Origin of the sequence: Cytophaga hutchinsonii ATCC 33406, from assembly GCF_000014145.1 — a bacterium.
Taxonomy (GTDB): domain Bacteria; phylum Bacteroidota; class Bacteroidia; order Cytophagales; family Cytophagaceae; genus Cytophaga; species Cytophaga hutchinsonii.
Genome location: NC_008255.1, coordinates 2,899,537 through 2,923,415 on the forward strand (window position 1 = coordinate 2,899,537; position 23,879 = coordinate 2,923,415).

General features: G+C 41.3%; 15 protein-coding genes and 1 other RNA gene. 11 read left to right on the forward strand and 5 right to left on the reverse strand.

The window, feature by feature from the left end; all coding sequences use genetic code 11:
* Positions 1-2: 2 nt before the first annotated feature.
* Positions 3-1,574 (reverse strand): bifunctional GNAT family N-acetyltransferase/carbon-nitrogen hydrolase family protein, encoded by a 1,572-nt coding sequence (locus CHU_RS12285; protein ID WP_011585891.1) that lies wholly within the window; start codon positions 1,572-1,574, stop codon positions 3-5.
* 247 nt (positions 1,575-1,821) lie between these two features.
* On the opposite strand from CHU_RS12285, the gene CHU_RS12290 reads away from it, so the two are divergent.
* The 3 genes from CHU_RS12290 (at position 1,822) to CHU_RS12300 (ending at position 8,008) form a co-directional block, all read left to right on the forward strand.
* Positions 1,822-5,172 carry a S8 family serine peptidase gene (locus CHU_RS12290; RefSeq protein ID WP_011585892.1) on the forward strand — a complete coding sequence of 1,117 codons (3,351 nt, stop codon included), beginning with the start codon at positions 1,822-1,824 and terminating at the stop codon, positions 5,170-5,172.
* A 6-nt stretch (positions 5,173-5,178) separates the two neighbouring features.
* On the forward strand, positions 5,179-6,435 hold the full coding sequence (locus tag CHU_RS12295) for a competence/damage-inducible protein A (protein ID WP_011585894.1): 1,257 nt from the start codon (positions 5,179-5,181) through the stop codon (positions 6,433-6,435).
* Positions 6,436-6,625: 190 nt separating this feature from the next.
* Positions 6,626-8,008, forward strand: a complete 1,383-nt coding sequence (locus CHU_RS12300) for a dihydrolipoamide acetyltransferase family protein (RefSeq protein ID WP_011585895.1) — start codon at positions 6,626-6,628, stop codon at positions 8,006-8,008.
* A gap of 90 nt (positions 8,009-8,098) precedes the next feature.
* Here the strand turns inward: CHU_RS12300 and CHU_RS12305 are convergent, their stop codons facing one another.
* Entirely contained in the window at positions 8,099-14,905 is a 6,807-nt protein-coding gene (locus CHU_RS12305; protein WP_238379276.1) for a gliding motility-associated C-terminal domain-containing protein, read from the reverse strand.
* Positions 14,906-15,322: 417 nt separating this feature from the next.
* Here CHU_RS12305 and ffs point away from each other — a divergent pair.
* The 7 genes from ffs (at position 15,323) to CHU_RS12335 (ending at position 18,923) form a co-directional block, all read left to right on the forward strand.
* Positions 15,323-15,416, forward strand: an RNA gene (ffs, locus tag CHU_RS19290) — signal recognition particle sRNA small type.
* Positions 15,417-15,581: 165 nt separating this feature from the next.
* Complete coding sequence (gene fsa, locus CHU_RS12310) at positions 15,582-16,238, forward strand: fructose-6-phosphate aldolase (protein WP_011585897.1); 657 nt, start codon at positions 15,582-15,584, stop codon at positions 16,236-16,238.
* Between the two features lie 118 nt (positions 16,239-16,356).
* Positions 16,357-16,563 (forward strand): hypothetical protein, encoded by a 207-nt coding sequence (locus CHU_RS12315; protein ID WP_041932742.1) that lies wholly within the window; start codon positions 16,357-16,359, stop codon positions 16,561-16,563.
* Between the two features lie 8 nt (positions 16,564-16,571).
* The gene (locus CHU_RS12320; RefSeq protein ID WP_041932375.1) at positions 16,572-17,261 is read left to right on the forward strand and encodes a cell division ATP-binding protein FtsE; all 690 of its coding nucleotides are present in this window, start codon (positions 16,572-16,574) and stop codon (positions 17,259-17,261) included.
* Positions 17,261-18,163, forward strand: coding sequence for a glycosyltransferase family 2 protein (locus CHU_RS12325; protein ID WP_011585900.1), 903 nt, complete (start codon positions 17,261-17,263; stop codon positions 18,161-18,163). The genes CHU_RS12320 and CHU_RS12325 overlap by 1 nt, the downstream gene beginning before the upstream one ends.
* Before the next feature lie 128 nt (positions 18,164-18,291).
* Positions 18,292-18,681: a VOC family protein gene (locus CHU_RS12330; RefSeq protein ID WP_011585901.1), complete on the forward strand. Its 390-nt coding sequence runs from the start codon at positions 18,292-18,294 to the stop codon at positions 18,679-18,681.
* Between the two features lie 56 nt (positions 18,682-18,737).
* Positions 18,738-18,923, forward strand: a complete 186-nt coding sequence (locus tag CHU_RS12335; RefSeq protein ID WP_011585902.1) for a hypothetical protein — start codon at positions 18,738-18,740, stop codon at positions 18,921-18,923.
* Between the two features lie 174 nt (positions 18,924-19,097).
* On the opposite strand, the gene CHU_RS12340 is transcribed toward CHU_RS12335, so the two are convergent.
* Entirely contained in the window at positions 19,098-20,525 is a 1,428-nt protein-coding gene (locus tag CHU_RS12340; protein WP_041932376.1) for a CCA tRNA nucleotidyltransferase, read from the reverse strand.
* A 341-nt stretch (positions 20,526-20,866) separates the two neighbouring features.
* Between CHU_RS12340 and CHU_RS12345 the strand changes: the two genes are divergently transcribed.
* Positions 20,867-22,486 carry a CTP synthase gene (locus tag CHU_RS12345; RefSeq protein WP_011585904.1) on the forward strand — a complete coding sequence of 540 codons (1,620 nt, stop codon included), beginning with the start codon at positions 20,867-20,869 and terminating at the stop codon, positions 22,484-22,486.
* Between the two features lie 83 nt (positions 22,487-22,569).
* Here CHU_RS12345 and CHU_RS12350 read toward each other — a convergent pair whose 3' ends face one another.
* Entirely contained in the window at positions 22,570-23,382 is an 813-nt protein-coding gene (locus CHU_RS12350) for an IS3 family transposase (RefSeq protein WP_148206040.1), read from the reverse strand.
* Positions 23,373-23,774, reverse strand: a complete 402-nt coding sequence (locus tag CHU_RS19870; RefSeq protein WP_011585551.1) for an IS3 family transposase — start codon at positions 23,772-23,774, stop codon at positions 23,373-23,375. Before CHU_RS19870 ends, CHU_RS12350 begins: the two co-directional genes overlap by 10 nt.
* Positions 23,775-23,879: the final 105 nt, after the last annotated feature.

A 23,879-nucleotide genomic window follows, 5' to 3' on the forward strand; every position in this document is an offset into this window, starting at 1 on the left:
ATTTAATGATTATCATCTTCATCTTTTTTGTTCAGCCAGCGCAGCTCATATAAATCATTGCGCCGCGTTTCCATATTACGAACCGAACCAAACTTACGCTGACGCTTCAACAGATCCAGATCCAGGTCAGCGATCAAGGTTGTTTCTGTATTCGGCGTTGCTTCAGCCAGTGTAGCGTCATGCGGGAATATAAAATCAGATGGAGAAAATATGCCTGACTGTGCATATTGAATATCCATATTCTCAACACCCGGTAAATTACCAACACTGCCTGAAATTGCAACATAACATTCGTTTTCAATGGCACGTGCCTGCGCACAGCGCTGTACACGAATGAACGCAGACTTGGTATCGGTTAAGAACGGAACGAAAATAATGTTCACGCCCTTATCGGCAAGTAAGCGCGATAGTTCAGGGAATTCAATATCGAAACAAATCAGGATCGCAATCTTTCCGGCATCTGTTTCAAATACCTTTAATTTATCTCCGCCCTGTAAACCCCAGTAATTGGCTTCATCAGGTGTTACATGCAATTTATACTGATAATCCCACGTACCATCTCTACGGCATAAATAAGAAACGTTGTACAGACCATCATCTTCATATTTAGGCATACTGCCTGCAATAATATTGATGTTATACGATACAGCCAGTTCCATCATTTTAGCACGGATCTCTTCCGTATAATCTGCTAAGGCACGCACCGCATCAGAAGCAGAGTTCTGATTGTATCTGGCCATTAACGGGGCATTAAAGAATTCCGGGAATACACAGAAATCCGCTTTATAACCGGAAACGGTATCTACAAAAAATTCGATCATGCGGTAAAGCTCATCAACAGAAGCCATGTTACGCATTTTCCACTGCACCAAACCTACACGTACCAGCGATTTATTTCCGCCAAACAATGTTTCTTCAATTTCATACAAGGCATTTTTCCATTCCAGTAATGCGGCGTATGCCTTTGAATCGCGGTCATCCGGAAGGTATCCCTGAATGATTTTCCGCAAGTGAAAATCATTGGCCAACTGAAATGTCAATACCGGATCAAAGATTTCTTTTTTCTTAACTTCTTCAATGTATTGACGCGGTGTTAATTTTTTAGCGAAATTTTTATAGCCCGGAATTCTGCCGCCCACAATGATTGCACGAAGGTTTAATTTTTCACACAGTTCTTTACGCGCATCATACAAACGGCGCCCCAATCGTAAGCCCCTGAATTCGGGATGTACAAAGATATCTATTCCATACAGCGTATCTCCTTCCGGATCGTGATTGGTTAAAAGCCCGTCGCCGGTTATCTGCTGATACGTATGTTTATCTCCATAATTGGAATAGTTCACAATCAGACTGAATGCAGCCGCAATCACTTTACCATTATCTTCAATACAGATTTGCCCTTCAGGAAAATGGTTTAAATGTGAACGCAGTTCTTTTTTCGTCCAGGGGCCGCCGATATCAGCGTATACAGATTCCATGATCTCAAAAATATCATCGTAGTCACTCAGTTTTATATTCCTGATTTTTAATTTATGTTCGGAGGAGCCTACTTCAGGTTCTTTATTTTTTGCCATAGAAATGTTGTCAATACTGGATAATTCGTATTTCGAAGTTACGGATCAAAAGCTGAAGTAAAAACCTTCGATCCGAATAAATCAATAATTTAACACCCGGATACAGATTAAACAGATTTAAACGAATCACTTCTGCTGCCTGACACATATTTACCTCATAATTTTCATCTGGAAAGGTTACTTTTTACGTATGTTAGCTATTATACAGATAACTTAGTTATTTCCTGTTTAGGACAACATCCACACGATGAAACACATTATAACCATTAGATTTCAACACATTGCAGGTATACTTTTTTTGATTTTCAGCAGCCTGAATGTGTATGCACAAAAAAAAGCTGTTCCGGCAGATTTTGAAGCAAACATCCTGTTAATTAAAGTGAAACCGGAATTCATCACATTTTTCAAGGATGCAAACAGTGTGGAAACATTTAAGATAAAAATTGCGCCGGCAATTCTTAAAACGGTGTGTAAAACATTTCCTGGTATTGAAGCGCCAACAGAACCGGATCACGTAGACTTATCACGTATTTATACAATAACCCTTGAAGGCAAAACAAAAGAAGAACTCCCCTCTTTTGCACGTTTAGTAATGTCCTTCGGCTATTTTGATTATGTAGAATTAAACTATATTCAGGAAAAACAAGCGGAATTTTATCCCAACGATCCGGCAGTTACCAGCGGCAACCAGCATTATTTAGGCCGTATGGGTGCGTATAAAGCCTGGGCCATTGAACAGGGAAACCCGAACGTTGTTATTGGCATCATTGATACCGGGGTTGATTTTACGCACAACGACATTAAAGATAATATTGCCTACAACCTGGCAGATCCGATCAATGGTATAGATGACGACGGAGATGGATATGTTGATAATTATCAGGGCTGGGATCTAGCCAATGGCGACAACGACCCGAATGTTTCTCCTTCTGCAAACCACGGAGCCACCGTAGCAGGCGTAGCGGGCGCTACGGCAAACAATTCGCTGGGCGGAGCAGGTATTGCATACAACTCAAAAATACTTCCTATTAAAGCATCGCTGGACGGCACTTCCGGTGCCATTAGTAAAGGGTATGATGGTATAATTTATGCAGCAAACCACAATTGCAAAGTAATCAATTTGTCCTGGGGCGGAGTAGGAAATTATTCATCCGTTGATCAGGATGTGATTAATTATGCAGCCATCAATAAAGATGTGTTACTTGTAGCAGCCGCCGGCAACACAGACCAGGAGGCCGATTATTATCCTGCGGCATATGATAATGTACTTTCTGTTATTGCAATGGATACCATGTTCTCTTCCGCTGCAAATAAATACATTGATACCCGTGCAAGTTTTACAAACTGGGCATGCTGCTACAAGGCAACGTATGCACGTTCTGTTGACATTGGTGCGCAGGGAATGAATTTGTATACAACAATTCCAGGTAACGGCTACATGAAACAGGACGGCTCGTCTGCTGCAAGCCCGGTTGTTGCAGGAGCGGCAGCGCTGGTGCGTTCGCATTTTCCGAACATTTCTGCCTTACAGGCTGCAGAATTATTACGTGTAACGGCCGACATCGTTGATACATTCCCCGAAAATGCACTGTATAAGGAAAAAATGGGCAAAGGAAGAATCAATGTCTACAGAGCATTAACTGATACGCAATCTCCTGCTATCCGCTATAAAAATTTAGTGCTGAAATCTGCTTACAGCAATCTGTTGTATACAGGAGATACCGTATATGTAACAGCAGATTTTTTTAACTATTTACGACCTTCTGCTACTTTAACCATTGATCTGTCTTGTACTTCACCGGATATAACTGTTATTTCAAACACATTTCAGGCATCGGTCATAGACAGTCTGCAGGCTAAATCAAATGCTTCCTCACCGTTTAAATTTGTTATAAAAAATACCGCGCAGAATGATCAGGTCATTGAGTTTCGCATTGGTTATACAGATCCGGCGAAAGCATACACCGATTATCAATATTTCAAGATCCAGATCAACCCTGCCTATACAACACTATACAACGATCATGTGCAAACCACTATCACTTCAAACGGACGGTTTGGCTATCAGGATATGTACAACACGGTTGGCATAGGTTTTCTTTCAGAGGGAATTAATGTTATTTATGAAGGAGGTTTACTGATCGGTCAATCGCCAACAAAAATTTCCGATTGCGTACGCGGAACTACAACAACGGAAATGGATTTCAAATCACTCACTACACCTGGTTTCTTTTCCAGCCCTATCAAGTACCGCGAAGTAGTATCCCGATTCAATGATTCTTCTTCAACCAATACAAACATACAGGGTATTGAATGTATTCAGCGCTCGTATGCCTTCAATACTTCAGATCAGGCTAATACCCTATTCCTGGAATATAAAATTATTAATCATTCTTTGACACAAATTGATTCGTTATATGTGGGTCATTTTATCGATTGGGATATAGAAAATTATTATTCCAACCGTGCCGGATATGATGTAGATGCACGCTTGGGATATGCCTATAATATCACCTCAAATGACTTATATGCCGGCATCTCCTTATTAACAAATCAAACGGTTAACTATTACGCCATGGACAATTCATTTGTGGGTGGAACAAACATAAACCCGAATGATGGGTATGACGATGCCGAAAAATTCAGATCCATATCAAGCGGCTTCGGCCGTTTCGCTGCCGGAACAAATTCAAGCGGAAACGATATCTCAATGACCATGGCCGGGCGCATCAATCATTTAAAACCGAACGATACCGTTACCATTGCCTTTGCATTACTTACTTCCCACACCACTTTGCTAAACCTAAAACTTGCAGCAGCACGGGCAAGACAAAAATTTATTGAAATACATACAGCCCCTGTACCTAAAGCAGATTCTGTAAAAATCTGCCGCAATGATGCCACTGATTTAATCATAAAACCAACACCCGGCCAACTATTTAATTTTTATTCAGAAAAACCTGTACTGGCATCTGTGCCAGTATTTAAAGGAAATGCCTATACACTGGCCAATGTTTCTGTTGCTGATACCATTTACATTACAAGTATGGATTCCTTATATGAATCTGCATTTTCAACGTATGCAATTCTTGATAAAAGACCTGTAGCAGCATTTAGTTATACTACAGCAACAGCAACAAATGAATCTGCATTCATTAATGAAACGCCACAATACCAATCCCTTCTTTGGGATTTCGGAGACGGCCAGACATCAACCGATGAAAATCCGATGCATGCATATGCGCTGCCGGATATGTATACGGTAATATTAAAGGCAAGTAACGAAGCCTGTATCGATTCTGTTGAGCATACCTTTGTGATCACCTCTCCTCCCTTAAATACTACCGGTCAGCTGAATACGACAGATGTCCGCGTGTTTCCCATACCCGCGCAGGACGTGTTGATTCTTGAGTTTCAAAGTAATGTTTCCGAAACGATTGATGTGGAATTATTTAATGCAACAGGACAATTCATTTCAGAGAAAAAAAATATTCATAGCGCGAACAATCAAGTTCAGCTGAATGTTTCTAACTTGGCTGCAGGACTTTATTTCATTCAAATTAAAAACACAAATACAGTACTTCGTTTTGTGAAGTAATTTATCATGAATACACATATATACGCCGATATCATAACCATTGGTGATGAGATCTTATACGGACAGATTACAGATACAAATTCTCAATGGATCAGTGCTGAATTAGATAAGCTTGGAATTAAAACACGCCGGAAGTCTTCAGTAAGCGACAAAGCAGACGAAATCTTACAAATGCTGCGCGAAGCAAGTCAGCGTTCCAGCATTGTTATATTAACCGGTGGCCTTGGTCCTACCAACGATGATATCACAAAAAAAACGTTGTGTACCTATTTTAAAACCGAATTGGTTTGGAATGATGCAGTACTGGCGCATCTCGAAAATCTTTTTTTTATCCGTGGCCGTGTTATGAATGCATTAAACAAAGAACAGGCACTGATACCCTCTAACTGTGAGGTTTTGACCAATAGACATGGTACAGCACCAGGTATGTGGTTTGATGTAAATGGCGTGGTTTATATTTCGTTACCCGGTGTTCCTTTTGAAATGAAAGGGATTTTAAGTGATGTTGGTTTTGATAAACTTAAACACCGGTTTCAGACACCTCATATTATACACCGTGTTATTAAAACAAGCGGTGTAGGTGAAACAACACTCGCGGAACTGATTGCTGATTGGGAAGCTGCGTTACCGCCGTACATGGGCCTCGCCTACTTACCCTCTGCAGGAGAAGTAAAATTACGGCTAACCGGCTCCGGTGATAACCTTGAACAGCTGCAGGCTGAAATTCAACAGCAGGTAGACTCAGTACTTCCTTCCATTGAAAAATATGTATATGGCTTTGATGCAGATACGCTGGAATATACCGTTGGTCAATTACTGAAAAAACAAAACAAAACCATCGCTACGGCAGAGAGCTGTACCGGTGGTTACCTGGCACATCTGCTCACTTCTGTAGCAGGCGCTTCAGCGTATTATTCCGGGTCTGTTGTTGCTTATCAAAATAAAATCAAAACAGATTTTTTAGATGTACCTGCTGAAGTTTTATCCAAATACGGCGCTGTAAGCGAAGAGACTGTCAAAATAATGGCTGCTGAAGTACGCAAAAAATTCGGCGCATCCATTGGTGTTTCGGCAAGCGGAATAGCCGGCCCGGATGGCGGCACAGAAGAAAAGCCTGTAGGTACCATATGGATTGCATATGCCGATGAATCAAAAGTTGTGACACTAAAACTTCAGCTTTCAAACATTCGTGAAAACAATATCCGGATGACAGCGTTAGCCATTCTGAATCTTGTCCGCAGACAATTAAAAGAAGTAAAATAACGGTTACCACTAACTGTTAAGCCTTTACCTTTTGTTTTCAACTAAAAAGTTCTTTAAAAAGAGTGATAGGGTTTTATCTGTGAGAATGATCCTTTGGGGATTATTCTGGGATTCACGTTCTATAAAAGCATGCGACTTAATAAAAAAAGCGTATTTTTGTACCTAGTAATTAAATAAAATTCCGTCATTCATGGCCTTGGTTGAATTGGTAATGCCCAAAATGGGAGAAAGCGTAATGGAAGGAACGATTTTAAACTGGTTGAAAAAACCGGGAGATCGTATCCAACAAGATGAATCTGTTTTGGAAGTAGCTACAGACAAAGTAGACACAGAAGTGCCTTCTCCATTTAACGGAATTTTAAAAGAAATAAAAGCGAATCAGGGTGATGTTGTTCAGGTAGGAACAGCGATAGCTCTTATTGAAACCGACGTCAATCAGGCGGCAAATAGTGAGCCTGCAACCACTGCTCCTGCGGCAAATACAAATTCTGGTACGGCAACTACACAAACAGTACAACAGACAGCTGTGGCTGAAAAAATACCTGTCTCCACTCCTCAGACTCATATCCCCGCTCATACAGCTGGTGCCAAAGGCGGAAGATTCTATTCGCCATTGGTTTTAAATATTGCTCGCCAGGAAAATATATCTTTGGCGGAAGTTGAAACCATTGCCGGTACAGGCAAAGACGGACGTGTTACAAAAAATGATCTGTTCGATTACCTGCAGGCTAAAAAAGAAGGTAAGGTAACGGCTGTTACTCAGGAAACTGTTGTTAACGAAACACCACAGGCAACGGAACAAAAAGCACCAGTTGCTGAACCTGTTTATGTGAACAAACCTGCTTCTTCTCAAAGCGGTAATGTAGAAATCATACAAATGGATCGCATGCGTAAGATGATTGCAGACCGCATGGTTGAATCAAAACGCATTTCTCCGCACGTTACATCTTTTGTTGAAGCAGATGTAACCAATATTGTATACTGGAGAAACCGCTGGAAAAATGATTTCATGGAACGTGAAAATGTTGCCTTAACATTTACACCTATTTTCATTGAAGCCGTTGTTAAAGCAATAAAAGATTACCCGATGGTTAACATCTCTATTGAAGACGATAAAATCATTGTAAAAAAAGATATCAATATCGGTATAGCGGTTGCACTTCCGAATGGTAATTTAATTGTTCCTGTAATTAAAAATGCAGATCAGTTAAACATTGTAGGACTTACTAAAAAAGTAAATGACCTGGCAAAGCGTGCCCGTCAGAATAAACTTACAGCGGATGATCTTTCCGGAGGAACCTATACCGTTTCAAATGTCGGCTCTTTCGGTAATTTAATGGGAACGCCTATCATTGTTCAGCCTCAGGCAGCCATTCTTGCGTTGGGTGCTGTGGTTAAAAAACCTGCTGTTATTGAAACACCACAAGGCGATACACTTGGTATCCGCCATATGATGTTCTTATCACACTCTTACGATCATCGCGCAATTGATGGTTCACTAGGCGGTATGTTTGTTCGCAGAGTGGCTGATTTCTTAGAAAACTTTGATGTAAACAGAAAAATATTTGTCTAAAGCAGAGTAAGCTGTTTTTAAATAAATCAACATAAAAAGAAAGAGGTTCGTTATCTGTATAACGAACCTCTTTCTTTTTATGTTTAAAACTTAATTAGATTTAGCTAAAATCTGAAGCCAGCCTTTGTATTCCTCGTGACCGCAGCCTGGTTTTAAATAATAATAATAAACTCCGTCTTCTGTGTTATCCGCCTTCCATGTTCCGTCGTAATTATTGGCTTCATACACACGGTTTCCCCAACGATTATAGATCTCAATGTAAGAGTTTGCAGAGAACATTTTTTTATCATAATTATTCACCTCAACAATTTTCAATTCATCGTTCTTACCATCCTCATTTGGTGTAATCAGATTTGGAATAAGAAGCATTTGTTTATCAATCGCGTGAATGGTAAGGGTATCCTGAAACGTTCTGCAACCAGCCTGGTCTAAATCGTTCACATATACATAATAAATATTATCCATGCCATCCGGAACAATATCGAGGTAATTCCGGTAGGTTGTGATGGTATCCTTCGTTGCTGCGTTGATCCATGCATAGCTATAATGGTCAGAGCCGCCGGTAGCAAAAGCTTCTACCCTTCTGGATACACCAACACATAAGGTATCCATCGGAATCTGCAACGATGTAATATCAAAATCAGGCAGACCAGCCCGAATACTAATCGTATCTGATTTTTCACGTCCGCATCCTTCAGAAACAGTAAAGATAAACGAATAGGTTGAACCTGCCTGCAAGCCAAGTACACGAACATTGTTTGAATCTGTTTTACTGGCAAACGTTGTAGCAATTGCTTCATATACCGACCACTTGCCTTTACCTACTGCAGGCGTTACAGCATGCAGATCAATATAGTTCTGACAGGTTACGATATCTTTTCCTAAATCGACAGGAGAATTATCAGGGGAATAACGTATCGAAAATTCTTTTGAAAGGTTTGCCGCACAGCCTGCATCCGTTTTAAAGTATACCCGATAATTACCTGCTTCACTTAATGTAACAGCAGCATCGGTACCCAATGAAACATCTTCTTTAAACCATTCAAATGTACCTGTAAAATTTGTTGTCACGGCAGACATGGTAACTGTTTCTCCCGGACAGAATGTTAATGGGCCGTCTGCTTGTACAGCAGGCTGCGGAGGTATTGGGTTAACGGTAACTTCAATAGTATCTGAAGCTGCAGAAGGGCAATCATTTGATGAAGTATACGTAACCGCATATTTACCGGATGCAGTTACTTTTAATGGGTTATCGGCTGAACCATTAGACCAGTTAAATGTTCCTCCAGTAAAACCAGCGCTCGATGCTGAAAGAACGACAGAACCACCCATGCAGAAAACAGTTGGGCCGTCAGTATCTATTCTTGGCGCCGGCGGAATCGGATTCACCGTTACTTCAATGCTATCCGAAGCTGCAGATGGGCAATCGTTTGATGACGTATACGTAACGGAATATTTACCGGATGCAGTTACTTTTAATGGATTAACCGCCGAACCATTAGACCAGTTAAATGTTCCTCCGCTAAAACCCAAACTGCTTGCACGAAGTATAATTGAATCTCCTGAACAGAACGTTGCCGGTGTAGTAGTTGCGATTTCAGGTTTTGGCGGAATTGGATTCACCGTTACTTCAATACTATCCGAAGCGGCAGATGGGCAATCGTTTGATGACGTATACGTAACGGAATATTTACCGGATGCAGTTACTTTTAATGGATTAACCGCCGAACCATTAGACCAGTTAAATGTTCCTCCGCTAAAACCTAAACTGCTTGCACGAAGTATAATTGAATCTCCCGAACAAAACGTTGCCGGTGTAGTAGTTGCTATTTCGGGCTTTGGAGGGATTGGATTAACCGTTACTTCAATGCTATCCGAAGCTGCAGAGGGGCAATCATTTGATGACGTATACGTAACGGAATATTTACCGGATGCAGTTACTTTTAATGGATTAACCGCTGAACCATTAGACCAGTTAAATGTTCCTCCGCTAAAACCCAAACTGCTTGCACGAAGTATAATTGAATCTCCTGAACAAAACGTTGCGGGTGTAGTAGTTGCGATTTCAGGTTTTGGCGGAATTGGATTAACCGTTACTTCAATGCTATCCGAAGCTGCAGAGGGGCAATCGTTTGATGACGTATACGTAACGGAATATTTACCGGATGCAGTTACTTTTAATGGATTAACCGCTGAACCATTAGACCAGTTAAATGTTCCTCCGCTAAAACCCAAACTGCTTGCACGAAGTATAATTGAATCTCCCGAACAAAACGTTGCCGGTGTAGTAGTTGCTATTTCGGGCTTTGGAGGGATTGGATTAACCGTTACTTCAATACTATCCGAAGCTGCAGAGGGGCAATCATTTGATGACGTATACGTAACGGAATATTTACCGGATGCAGTTACTTTTAATGGATTAACCGCTGAACCATTAGACCAGTTAAATGTTCCTCCGCTAAAACCCAAACTGCTTGCACGAAGTATAATTGAATCTCCTGAACAAAACGTTGCGGGTGTAGTAGTTGCGATTTCAGGTTTTGGCGGAATTGGATTCACCGTTACCGTTGTTGAAGCTGAAGTTGGTGCAGGACAATCTACGTCTGATTTATAATCCACTTTGTAGATGCCCGATGTAGTTACAATCAATGCATTACCTGTTGCTCCATTTGACCAGGTATACGTACCACCTGTATATCCTGCTGTAGATGCAGTAAGGGTTACCGAGCCGCCGTTACAGAAGGTTGTCGGAACGCTTGCTGTTACTGTGGGCTGCGGCGGAATCGGATTCACCGTTACTGTTGTTGAAGCTGAAGTTGGTGCAGGACAATCTGCGCCGGATTTATAATCAACCGTATACGTTCCTGAAGTACTTACAACCAGCGAACTGCCTGTTGCTCCATTTGACCAGGTATACGTACCACCTGTATATCCTGCCATAGATGCAGTAAGGGTTACCGAGCCGCCGTTACAGAAGGTTGTCGGACCATTTGCTGTTACGGTAGGCTGCGGCGGAATCGGATTCACCGTTACCGTTGTGGATGCCGAAGTTGGCGCCGTACAGTCTGCGGCCGATTTATAGATTACGGAATACGTTCCTGAAGTACTTACAACTAATGAATTACCTGTTGCTCCATTTGACCAGGTATACGTACCACCTGTATATCCTGCTGTAGATGCAGTAAGGGTTACAGAACCACCGTTACAGAAGGTTGTCGGATCGCTTGCTGTTACTGTGGGTTGCGGCGGAATCGGATTTACCGTTACTGTTGTGGATGCCGAAGTTGGCGCCGTACAATCTGCGCCGGATTTATAATCAACCGTATACGTTCCTGATGTAGTTACAACCAATGAATTACCGGTTGCTCCGTTTGACCATGTGTATGTACCGCCGGTATAACCTGCGGTTGATGCAGTAAGGGTTACCGAGCCGCCGTTACAGAAGGTTGTCGGAACGCTTGCTGTTACGGTAGGCTGCGGCGGAATCGGATTTACCGTTACTGTTGTTGAAGCTGAAGTTGGCGCCGTACAATCTGCGCCGGATTTATAATCAACCGTATACGTTCCTGATGTAGTTACAACCAATGCATTACCGGTTGCTCCATTTGACCAGGTATACGTACCACCTGTATATCCTGCCGTAGATGCAGTAAGGGTTACAGAACCACCGTTACAGAAGGTTGTCGGACCATTTGCTGTTACGGTAGGCTGCGGCGGAATCGGATTTACCGTTACTGTTGTGGATGCCGAAGTTGGCGCCGTACAGTCTGCGGCCGATTTATAGATTACGGAATACGTTCCTGAAGTACTTACAACTAATGAATTACCTGTTGCTCCATTTGACCAGGTATACGTACCACCTGTATATCCTGCTGTAGATGCAGTAAGGGTTACAGAACCACCGTTACAGAAGGTTGTCGGATCGCTTGCTGTTACTGTGGGTTGCGGCGGAATCGGATTCACCGTTACCGTTGTGGATGCCGAAGTTGGCGCAGGACAGTCTGCGGCCGATTTATAGATTACGGAATATGTTCCTGAAGTACTTACAACCAGCGAACTGCCGGTTGCTCCGTTTGACCAGGTATACGTACCACCTGTATATCCTGCGGTTGATGCGGTAAACGTTACCGAACCGCCATTACAGAAGGTTGTCGGACCGCTTGTTGTTACGGTAGGCTGCGGCGGAATCGGATTCACCGTTACCGTTGTGGATGCCGAAGTTGGCGCAGGACAATCTGCGGCTGATTTATAGATTACGGAATATGTTCCTGAAGTACTTACAACCAGCGAACTGCCGGTTGCTCCGTTTGACCATGTGTATGTACCGCCGGTATAACCTGCGGTTGATGCGGTAAGGGTTACCGAACCGCCATTACAGAAGATTAAGGGACCGCTTGCTGTTACGGTAGGCTGCGGCGGAATCGGATTTACCGTTACTGTTGTTGAAGCTGAAGTTGGTGCCGTACAGTCCGCTCCCGATTTATAGATTACGGAATACGTTCCTGATGTAGTTACAACCAATGAACTGCCGGTTGCGCCGGTTGACCACGTATATGTACCGCCGGTATAACCTGCGGTTGATGCGGTAAGGGTTACCGAGCCACCATTACAGAAGATTAAGGGACCGCTTGCTGTTACGGTAGGCTGCGGCGGAATCGGATTTACCGTTACTGTTGTGGATGCCGAAGTTGGCGCCGTACAGTCTGCGGCCGATTTATAGATTACGGAATATGTTCCTGAAGTACTTACAACCAGCGAACTGCCGGTTGCTCCGTTTGACCACGTATACGTACCGCCGGTATATCCTGCGGTTGATGCGGTAAGCGTTACCGAGCCACCGTTACAGAAGATTAACGGACCGCTTGCTGTTACGGTAGGCTGCGGCGGAATCGGATTTACCGTTACTGTTGTGGATTCTGAAGTTGGTGCCGTACAGTCTGCGGCCGATTTATAGATTACGGAATATGTTCCTGAAGTACTTACAACCAGCGAACTGCCGGTTGCTCCGTTTGACCAGGTATACGTACCGCCGGTATATCCTGCGGTTGATGCGGTAAGCGTTACCGAGCCACCGTTACAGAAGATTAACGGACCGCTTGCTGTTACGGTAGGCTGCGGCGGAATCGGATTTACCGTTACTGTTGTGGATGCTGAAGTTGGTGCAGGACAATCTGCGGCCGATTTATAGATTACGGAATATGTTCCTGAAGTAGTTACAACCAGCGAACTGCCGGTTGCGCCGGTTGACCAGGTATACGTACCACCTGTATACCCTGCGGTTGATGCGGTAAGCGTTACCGAGCCACCGTTACAGAAGGTTGTCGGACCATTTGCTGTTACGGTAGGCTGCGGCGGAATCGGATTTACCGTTACTGTTGTGGATGCCGAAGTTGGCGCCGTACAGTCTGCGGCCGATTTATAGATTACGGAATATGTTCCTGATGTAGTTACAACCAGCGAACTGCCGGTGGCGCCGGTTGACCACGTGTATGTACCGCCCGTATAACCTGCGGTTGATGCGGTAAGCGTTACAGAGCCACCGTTACAGAAGGTTAACGGACCGCTTGGCGTTACGGTAGGCTGCGGCGGAATCGGATTTACTGTAAATGTAAAGCCGCTCGTATTTTGGGTAGAACAGGCAGCAGGCTTAATGGTATTTGCAACAACAACAAAATAGGTGGCGCTCTCTGAAACAGTAAGTGTATTCGTGTTTGTATTAGTCACGATCAGGTTTGCGGGAACAACACTGTTTTTATACCAGCTGTATGTATAGGTATCCCCTGCTTTCAATCCACTTGCATTCGCTGTTAATACCGTTGAACTTCCCGCACATACATTGTTCACGGGAGCAGTGATCGTTACTGCTGTAGGTGGCAGGCAAAGAGGCGTACATAATGCTTTATCCGAAATACAGTTACAATCCGGTGTTGCCTGTCCTAATTGTGTAGCAGTTGCTGAAGGTCCGCAATATTTAATTTTAGAAGAATTCGACAAGGCAGAGTTAAATGAACCGTAAGAAGTTATTTTAAATAACGCACACTCCCCGGCAGGAATACTATCTCCTCTGAATAAATTCGGGGTATTATTTGTTTCCAGATTTGTGGCTTGCATCACAGCACCTTCATTCATGTAAATCGGTCCTGCATTTGCATTGATTGCAATGGTTCCTGCAATAACAGTTCCTGCATTATATATTCTACCACTATTGATGATCAGCTTTCCGCCAATGGTTATCTTCGATTCGCCACAAAAATTTGTCAGCGCGTTTCCACCGTTCTGTACAGTAAAATCTCCTGAAGCAGTAAGTTCTCCATTATTCAAAACGAACCCTTCATTTTGAAGGATCACTTTTCCGGTTGAGTTAAAGTGAGCGTTTTTCCCGACAATAATTCTACCGCCTTGATTGGATGTAATTTCCTGTGTGTTTATGGTTGAATTTTCTTCCGCAGTAAAAAATATCTGCCCGCCCGGATTTAAATTCTGAGAAATCGTAAGTATGGCTCCTGTTGTAGTAAGGAAAGACGACTTGCCGTTAATGGTTGCACTAGACAAAAGTGCGCCTGTATTATGAGCAATAAATGAAAAGGTATCCGCTTCTGCTACCAGGGAAGTTATATGGGTATTGTCTCCAAAACTTTCAATTGTATTGCTCAGGGCGGTTGTTCCGACCTGAACATTGGTCAGTTGAACATTCGGAGCGCAGATTTTCAACCGTACATTTCTATACGTAGAAATAAATGTAAATGAACTTCCTCCGGAAATACAAATTACCTGATTATTAGCTGTTGCAACAATTGCAGCATTTGAAGCATAAGAAGTTGTACAATTATTACATTGGGCATATCCCTGTATACTAGCGCAAACAGCAAACAGAAATGTTAGAATTCCGATTTTCATATTCATATGTTAAATAAAAAAGTATTGTAATTCGATGTATACAATTACAAAATTAACTTATATATAAGCATTTACAAAATTTAATATTGCACTAATAGGATATAACCCATTTTAAATTAAATTAATCCGAGAATGTGGGGTAAAAAATTGCAATCTATTTTTTTGTATTCCAAATGGATATATTACATATAATTATATATCATTCATATACTATTATTTTTTGTTTGAATGTTTACAGAATCTTTAATTATTACAAAATAATTAACTTCACATCCAATAAAAAAACACTATTTATTGTGCTCCTAAAACATTCATTGTCATTTAGTTTTACCTATCTCTGATGAACTTTTCGGTTGCTTAATATCTTTCGTTTCTAAAGGAGTTTGTATCGTAAGTAAATTTGAGTACATTTGTACCGGCAGACTGGTACGACCAGCTCCTGTGAACCTCCCCAGGTCCGGAAGGAAGCAAGGATAAGTGGTTGTAGCGGTGCGATATTCAGTTTGCCTTTTTATTTTTCTCTTCTTTTAGTCAATTTCTGTCCCTATCTTTCCAATTAAATCTCATTCAATTTCCTTGATGCTGTTTTGATGAAGTTCACTTCTATTAAATAGTTTCAGGATTATTGTAACCATTTATACCTTTTAACCGAATACATTAAAAATTTATCCTGTATATGAAATTCTTTATTGACACTGCCAACCTGAATGAAATTAGAGAAGCACAAGAGCTTGGTATTTTAGATGGTGTTACAACAAACCCTTCGTTAATGGCCAAAGAAGGTATCTCTGGCAAAGATAATGTTTTCAAGCACTACAAAGCGATCTGTGATATTGTAGATGGTGATGTTAGTGCTGAAGTAATTGCAACCGATTATAAAGGTATTATCGAAGAAGGCGAAGAGCTTATTACGATTGATCCTAAGATTGTTGTGAAAGTACCTATGATTAAAGATGGTATTAAAGCGATAAAATATTTCTCTCAGAAAGGTATCCGTACAAACTGTACATTGGTATTCTCTGCTGGCCAGGCACTACTTGCTGCCAAGGCTGGTGCAACGTATGTATCTCCATTTATCGGCCGTCTGGACGACATCTCTCAGGATGGCATGGAACTGATTGCACAGATCGTCGGGATATACAGAAACTATGATTACCAGACTGAAGTATTGGCTGCTTCTGTACGTCACACCATGCACTTAATTAACTGTGCAGAAGTAGGTGCAGATGTTGTTACGTGCCCGTTAAATGTAATCACCGGTTTATTGAACCACCCCCTTACAGATAGCGGCTTAGCTAAATTTTTAGCCGATCATAAAAAAGTAAACGGTTAATTTCATCTATAAAACATTGTTAATAGTCTTTCTATGAAGTAAATTCGTGGAAAGACTATTACATTTCTGAAATACCATGGAAGAAGATATTTTCGTTAAAACCCCTGTCGGCTCTGATATGTTTATTATCAAAGTAAAAGGGAAAGCGAAGATTCCGGACTATATTCAGTTACGTGATGAAAAAATGGTATTAGTTGCGTACTTCAGAGCAGACCGGCCTTTAAAAATATTAAAAAAACTGGGGCTTGAAGGTAAAGAAGAAGCGTTCCTTCAACTGATCGACGAATTACCATTTGGCAAATTACAAAAATTCGCATTAGCCTGAATGTAGATATGTTAGAATCGAATGAGACCGTATTGGAATTAGTAAACGCTGATATTTTTCAGGAAAATGAATTAGTATTAGACGATGTTACATTCAAAATAAACAAAGGCGAATTCGTATATCTCATCGGCAGAACAGGCTGCGGCAAGTCTTCCCTATTAAAAACACTTTATGCTGATCTGCTGAACCCAACGGGTAAAGTAACTGTTGCCGGGTTTCCCATTGAAAAAATCAAGCGTAAAAAAATCCCTTTCCTTCGCAGAAAACTGGGTATTATCTTCCAGGACTTTCAATTACTGAACGACCGCAGTGTAGCAGAGAATCTGATTTTTGTGATGAAAGCAACCGGATGGAAAGATTCCGCTAAAATAAAAATCCGTTTAAATGATGTACTAATGCGTGTGGGCTTAACAAGTTCCATGAATAAAATGCCCTATCAGCTATCGGGTGGTGAACAGCAGCGTGTTGTTATTGCACGCGCCTTATTGAATGAGCCGCTTATCTTACTGGCAGATGAACCTACTGGCAACCTGGATCCGGAAGTGGCAGAAGATATTCTGAAATTATTTTTTGAGATCAACCGCAACGGAACAGCTGTATTAATGGCCACGCACAATCACCAGTTCCTCTTAAAATATCCGGCACGTACCTTACGTGTAGCAGATAAGAAAGTGCTGGAACATGGAACACATGTGTAATGAAAGGCCTTTCAATTTTAATTCCAGTTCACGAATATAATCCTGCAACATTAGTAACAACGCTGCACAGACAATGTTCTTCATTGGGCATTCCTTTTGAACTCATTGTATTTGATGACGCCAGCAGCGTTGAAAGCTATACAAACTGGAAGCCTGGTCTGGACAAGGTTGTAAACCTGCACATTTACCGTACAGATAAAAATATCGGCCGTGCGGGCACACGCAATGAACTGATCAAAAAATCGTCGTACGAATGGCTGCTTTTTTTAGATGTAGATACCATTCCTACGAAGGAGGATTATTTAAAAAAATACCTGCCCTTCTTACACATCGTAAATACCTGCATATGCGGAGGCACTGCTTATACAAAAAATGTACCTGCACCCGATCAGAAATTGCGCTGGACCTACGGCATTGCACGGGAAGAAATTTCCGCTGAAAAAAGAAATCAAAATCCATTCGATACATTTACCTTAAATAATTTATTGATCCGCAAAGAGGTATTGCTGAAATTTCCGTTAGACGACACGATTCAGAAATACGGTCATGAAGACACCTTATTAGGAATGACGCTGGCTGCAAATGGTATCAATATTGTACACACCGACAATTTTGTATATCATGAAGGGCTTGATACCAATGCTGTTTTTTTAGACAAAATAAAACAATCCATTGAAACGCTGGTGGATTTATATAAGCAGCAAAAACTTCCGTCTAAAACAAAATTAATAAAACTGCATAGCAAATTAGCCGCATTAAAAATAAACGGATTGGTTACTTCGTGTATCGGGCTTTTCATTCCCGCGATTGAAAAAAATCTGCTGGGCCCCGCTCCTTCTATGTTCTATATGGATCTGCTGAAGTTGTGGTATTTTGAAAAATGTATGAAGGCTGAACTATGATTCTTTTGATTTTCATGAAAGAATATGATTATTATTCCAATATATTTCAGTTAAATCAAATCAATCACAAAAATCGCAGTTCAGACAATTTTAATTCATAATGTATAACTCATAACTTATAATTATTCATGCTTGGATTAAAAACCGTCCACCACATCGCCATAATCTGTTCGGATTATGAACGCAGCAAAACATTCTACACTGAAGTTCTTGGCTGTACCATTGTATTGGAAACATTTCGTGCGGAACGTAATTCCTATAAACTGGATCTGGCCATAAACGGCACGTATATCATTGAATTATTTTCGTTTCCCGGGCCGCCTGCACGCCCGAGCCGCCCGGAAGCCTGCGGTTTAAGACACCTGGCCTTTTCTGTCGATAACATAGAAAATTCAATTGCGTATTTATCCGGTAAAGGCATTACCTGCGAACCTGTCCGCATCGATACCTTAACAAACAAACGTTTTACATTCTTCGCTGATCCGGATGGGCTTCCACTTGAGTTGTACGAAGGATAAAGCGGTGCTTGAAATTTCAAATTACAAAAACAAATTTCAAACGGAGAACATAAATTATGAGCTACATCGACGTTTTTATACCATTTTTAGCAGGTGTTGTATTACTTGCATTTCCTGATATCCTTGTTCAGAAGCAGGATGCATCCTATCATAAGAAAAAATCATTATTCAAAAAAGGTGGTATTATATTGTTAGGTGTATCGATTATTTACGTAGTGGTTTTGCTGTTCAGCAGCAAGTAATATATATCAGGCTGTAAGACGCTTTAGTAAGCAGCATTCTTAACATATAAGCCCGGATGTACCTGGTGTAACACGGTGGCATGAATCATGCAGCACAGGATTCATTCATTATAGATTTCACGATTGAAACCTTTGTATTCCCCGGGTTGAAACCCGGGGCTGGGTGATATATGTTTAATGCGTTTCCGGTTTCACGAGTCCGTATTTCTTTTCCGCCAGATTTATCATAAACGGAAACAGAATCTCATATTCATTCTGCACATCGCCTTCCAGGATGGCTTCAATCAGATCAGCCTTAATGTCGCCGATTACTTTTCCGGGCTTGATATCAAATGTTTTCATAATATCTTCGCCGCTCACTACGGGTTGGAAATTACGCTGCTGATCTTTTTCTTCTACTTCAATAACCTTGCGTTCTACCTTATCAAAATTTTCAAGGTAGCGCTTTACTTTATTATTGTTCTTTGATGTAACATCGGCACGGCATAAGATCATAAGATCTGAAAAATGTTCACCTGCTTCAAACATCAGCCTGCGTACGGCAGAATCGGTCACTTCATCTTTCACCAGAGAAATCGGGCGTAGATGCAGGCGGACCAGCTTCGCAACCATATCCATCTTTTCATTTAACGGCAGACGGAGCTTTCTGAAAATAGCGGGCACCATTCGCGCGCCCTTATCTTCATGTCCGTGGAATGTCCAGCCGATACGCTCTACAAAACGTTTGGTAAGAGGCTTTGCAATATCGTGCAGAATAGCTGCCCAGCGCAGCCACAGATCATCCGATACTTTTGCCACATTATCCAGTACCTGCAGTGTATGATAGAAATTATCCTTGTGTGATTTATTATCGATGGATTCCACACCATGCAGCGCCACAAATTCCGGAAAGATGTCTTTTAACACACCTGAAATATACAGCAGCTTAAACCCGTAAGAAGGCACAGGGGCCGAAATGATTTTATTCAATTCCTGCGAAATACGTTCCATGGAAACAATACTTAACCGATCTTTATTGGTGGCGATGGCCTGAAAGGTTGCCGCTTCAATATCAAAGTTCAGCTGGGTAGCAAAACGGACCGCACGGATCATTCGCAGCGGATCGTCTGAGAATGTCAGCAAGGCATCCTGCGGTGTTTTAATAATTTTACGTTTAATATCACTCACACCATCAAATGGATCTACCAGCTCGCCGAAACGGGCTTTATTCAGGCAGATCGCCAATGCATTGATGGTAAAATCACGGCGCAGCTGGTCATCTTCCAGTGTACCGCTCTCTACTGTGGGTTTGCGCGAATTGAAATCGTACGACTCTTTACGTGCTCCCACAAATTCAAGTTCCGTATCGCCGGCATTGATCATTGCCGTTCCGAAGGTTTTAAAAATATGCACCTGCACATGTTCGCCCATATTTGCAGCTACTTTCTGCGCCAGCTCTATACCGCTGCCCAGACAAACAAAATCAATATCTTTATTATCGCGGTCCATGATCAGATCGCGCACATAGCCACCTACAATATATGTCTCGAGTCCAAGTTCATCGGCGGCAGCTGCTACCGCACGGATATGAACATTATTCTCAATCGACGTTTTCAGATTCATTCTGCAAAACACGTCATATAAATGACAAATTGCAACTTGTCTAAACGATGATTAACCACATTCAATATTCCCATGCTAAAGCCATGGGCTATGTCTTGCCGTTTGTTAACACTTTGCCTGCCTTGCAATTATCTTTATGCCCTTTGCGGTTAAATTATTATCTATTCGCTGCTGCAAACATGATTACGTGTAGTTATATAATGATAAAGCATTAAAAACCTGTTTCTTACATTCATAATTTGTAATTCATAATTTATAATTATCCATCTTTCTTATCCCCAACCCTAGAAAAATTACCAGTTTTAGTTAACTTTGTATCCCGTAAGTCAAAAAACGGGATTATGTCTGCAACTAAATATATTTTCGTAACCGGCGGGGTTACATCATCACTCGGAAAAGGCATTGTAGCCGCTTCTCTCGCCAAACTTCTTCAAGCAAGAGGTTTTTCTGTCACCATCCAAAAATTTGATCCATACCTGAATATTGACCCGGGTACATTGAATCCATACGAACATGGCGAATGTTATGTAACAGACGATGGTGCGGAAACAGATTTAGATCTGGGACATTACGAACGTTTCTTAGGTACTCCTACTTCTCAGGGTAACAACATTACTACCGGAAGAATCTACAATACGGTTATTACGAAAGAGCGTCAGGGTGCTTTCTTAGGAAAAACGGTACAGGTTGTTCCGCACATTACTGATGAGATCAAGCGCAACATTCAGTTGCTGGGCGAATCCGGCAAGTACGATATCGTGATTACTGAAATTGGGGGTTGCGTTGGTGATATTGAATCGCTTCCGTTCTTAGAAGCTGTACGTCAGTTCCGCTGGGAAATGGGACCAACCGATACGTTGGTGATTCACTTAACATTGGTGCCGTATTTAAATGCAGCCAAAGAATTAAAAACAAAACCAACACAACACTCCGTTAAATTATTGTCTGAAACAGGTATCCATCCGGATATTCTTGTTTGCAGAACCGAGCATCCCCTACCGGCAGAGCTGCGTAAAAAAGTTGCCTTATTCTGTAACGTAAACATTAATTCTGTAATCGAATCAATCGATGCAGAAACGATCTATGATGTGCCGTTATTAATGAAAAAAGAAAAACTGGATGAACGTGTATTATCTAAGTTAAAACTTTCAAGCAAAAACGAACCGGATCTTGAGAGCTGGAAAGTGTTTTTGGGTAAACTGAAGAATCCATTGTCGGAAGTAAACATTGCCCTGGTTGGTAAATATGTTGAACTTCCGGATGCCTATAAATCTATTTCTGAAGCATTCATTCATGCAGGTGCAATGAACGAATGCAAAGTAAAGATTCGCTGGATCTCTTCTGAGCAATTGCAAAAAGATAACCTGCAGCATCACTTAGGCTTTGCAGACGGTATTTTAGTTGCACCTGGCTTTGGCGAACGTGGTCTGGAAGGTAAAATTGCAGCCGTAGAATTTGCCCGCGAAAACAATATTCCGTTTTTCGGAATCTGCCTGGGTATGCAATGTGCCGTAATTGAATTTGCACGTAACGTACTGGGTTTAAAAGATGCGAATTCTACAGAGATGAATAAAGACACAGCTAATCCGGTGATCAATATGATGGAATCTCAGAAGAACGTAACCATGAAAGGTGGAACCATGCGTTTAGGTGCATATCCTTGCGAACTTACAAAAGGTTCTAAAGCACATGCGATCTATGGTAAGTCTAAGATCATGGAACGTCACCGTCACCGCTATGAATTCAACAACAAATACCTGAAGCAATATGAAAAAGAAGGTATGCTTGCAACAGGTATCAATCCGGAGACAAAGCTCGTAGAGATTGTTGAATTAAGAGATCATCCGTTCTTTATCGGCAGCCAGTTCCATCCGGAATTAAAAAGTACGGTAGAAAACCCGCACCCGATCTTTGTTAAGTTTGTAAAAGCTGCAAATGATTTTGCGAAAGGAAAGAAATAATTAATTGATACTTGAATCGTCCTGAAATAGGTTGACAGATTTTAATACTAATCCCAGTTATCAAAAGTAACTGGGATTTTTGTTTAATGCACCATTTCTGGCGTTTTCATTTTTAATGATAAATGAGGTCTTACGTTATTATATAATTGTATTGCTTGCTCAGTAAGCTCTTTTGCTACTTGTCTGGTTATTATTTTTTGACCTAATCCAAATTCTTCTTTGAGCGTTCTATTCATCCTTTCAGCTAACGCATTTTCATAAGGGTCAGATTGTTCGGTCATACTTATGCTTACTCCATTGCTATTTGACAATGCTACATATTCTTTACTGCAATACTGAAGCCCTCTGTCAGAATGATGAATCAATTTTGAATCAGGATACTTTCTATTTTTCAATCCCATTTCAAACGCTTTTATCATGGATTCTGTATCCATAGAGTCTGCTATAGAGTAGCCCATTATTTTTCTGCTGTAGGCATCAGTGACCATATTTAAATAGCAGTTTCCTTCATCTGTTTTTATGTATGTGATGTCACTAACCCATACCTGCTCAGGTCTATGTATGATGAGCCCTTTCACTATATTGGGATATTTCCTGAGCCAATGCTTAGACATCGTTGTTTGAATATATCTGCGCCTGGGCTTAATAAGCATATCATAAAACCTTAATATTGAGAAGAGTTTATCCCGGCCAACTTTGAGTTCTGCCTGATCAATAAACGGCTTTATAATATGGTAAGTCTTTTTTCCTCCTAATCTAGGAAGCTGCTTTCTTTGTGTATCTACCAGTTGTTTGATAGCCTTTCTTCTGTCAATGAGTATCAACTCCTGCTTGAGCATTTTGTATAAATACTGACGACTATAACCTAACGTTGAAGCTATACCTTTTACTGTGATAAATCTTCTTTGTTCCCCTTCTCTTTGAAAGCGGCTTCTGAGAGGGGCAAATACTTTTTTCTGATTTCTGTATCAAACAGCTCATCTGCTATGTCAATAGCGGCATTGAGAATTTCTTTCTCGGCTTCCAGGCGTTTTAGTTTACGCTCCAGTTCTTTGATTTGCTTATTGGGGGCCTTCTTTTTCATCTGGTCAGATTCTTTCCAATCCAATCTACCATGTTTTCGTAACCAAGTCAATACGGTACTTCTTCCCTGGATACCATATTTCAATTGTGCCTGCTTGTAGGTTAAGTCCCCTTTTTCTACTTCATCTACTAATTGTAGTTTAAAGGCTAAACTGTAATCTTTTTGAGTCCGCTTTACATAAACTCTTTTTCCTGTCTTTTCCATAAGTTTGACTATTTTGTGTCAACTTATTTCAGGACGATACAACTATTGAATAGACAAAGCCTCATGCTGTAAAGTGTGAGGCTTTTTTATTAGTAACGTCGTTGA

Bases quoted from the DNA above. Each gene is read 5' to 3' on its own strand.
- CHU_RS12325 (WP_011585900.1), top strand. From the start codon at position 17,261: ATGAAAGGCCTTTCAATTTTAATTCCAGTTCACGAATATAATCCTGCA.
- CHU_RS12345 (WP_011585904.1), top strand. From the start codon at position 20,867: ATGTCTGCAACTAAATATATTTTCGTAACCGGCGGGGTTACATCATCA.
- CHU_RS12315 (WP_041932742.1), top strand. From the start codon at position 16,357: ATGTTTATTATCAAAGTAAAAGGGAAAGCGAAGATTCCGGACTATATT.
- fsa (WP_011585897.1), top strand. From the start codon at position 15,582: ATGAAATTCTTTATTGACACTGCCAACCTGAATGAAATTAGAGAAGCA.
- CHU_RS12285 (WP_011585891.1), bottom strand. From the start codon at position 1,574: ATGGCAAAAAATAAAGAACCTGAAGTAGGCTCCTCCGAACATAAATTA.
- CHU_RS12340 (WP_041932376.1), bottom strand. From the start codon at position 20,525: ATGAATCTGAAAACGTCGATTGAGAATAATGTTCATATCCGTGCGGTA.
- CHU_RS12330 (WP_011585901.1), top strand. From the start codon at position 18,292: ATGCTTGGATTAAAAACCGTCCACCACATCGCCATAATCTGTTCGGAT.
- CHU_RS12295 (WP_011585894.1), top strand. From the start codon at position 5,179: ATGAATACACATATATACGCCGATATCATAACCATTGGTGATGAGATC.
- CHU_RS12300 (WP_011585895.1), top strand. From the start codon at position 6,626: ATGGCCTTGGTTGAATTGGTAATGCCCAAAATGGGAGAAAGCGTAATG.
- CHU_RS12335 (WP_011585902.1), top strand. From the start codon at position 18,738: ATGAGCTACATCGACGTTTTTATACCATTTTTAGCAGGTGTTGTATTA.
- CHU_RS12320 (WP_041932375.1), top strand. From the start codon at position 16,572: ATGTTAGAATCGAATGAGACCGTATTGGAATTAGTAAACGCTGATATT.
- CHU_RS19870 (WP_011585551.1), bottom strand. From the start codon at position 23,774: ATGGAAAAGACAGGAAAAAGAGTTTATGTAAAGCGGACTCAAAAAGAT.
- CHU_RS12305 (WP_238379276.1), bottom strand. From the start codon at position 14,905: ATGAAAATCGGAATTCTAACATTTCTGTTTGCTGTTTGCGCTAGTATA.
- CHU_RS12290 (WP_011585892.1), top strand. From the start codon at position 1,822: ATGAAACACATTATAACCATTAGATTTCAACACATTGCAGGTATACTT.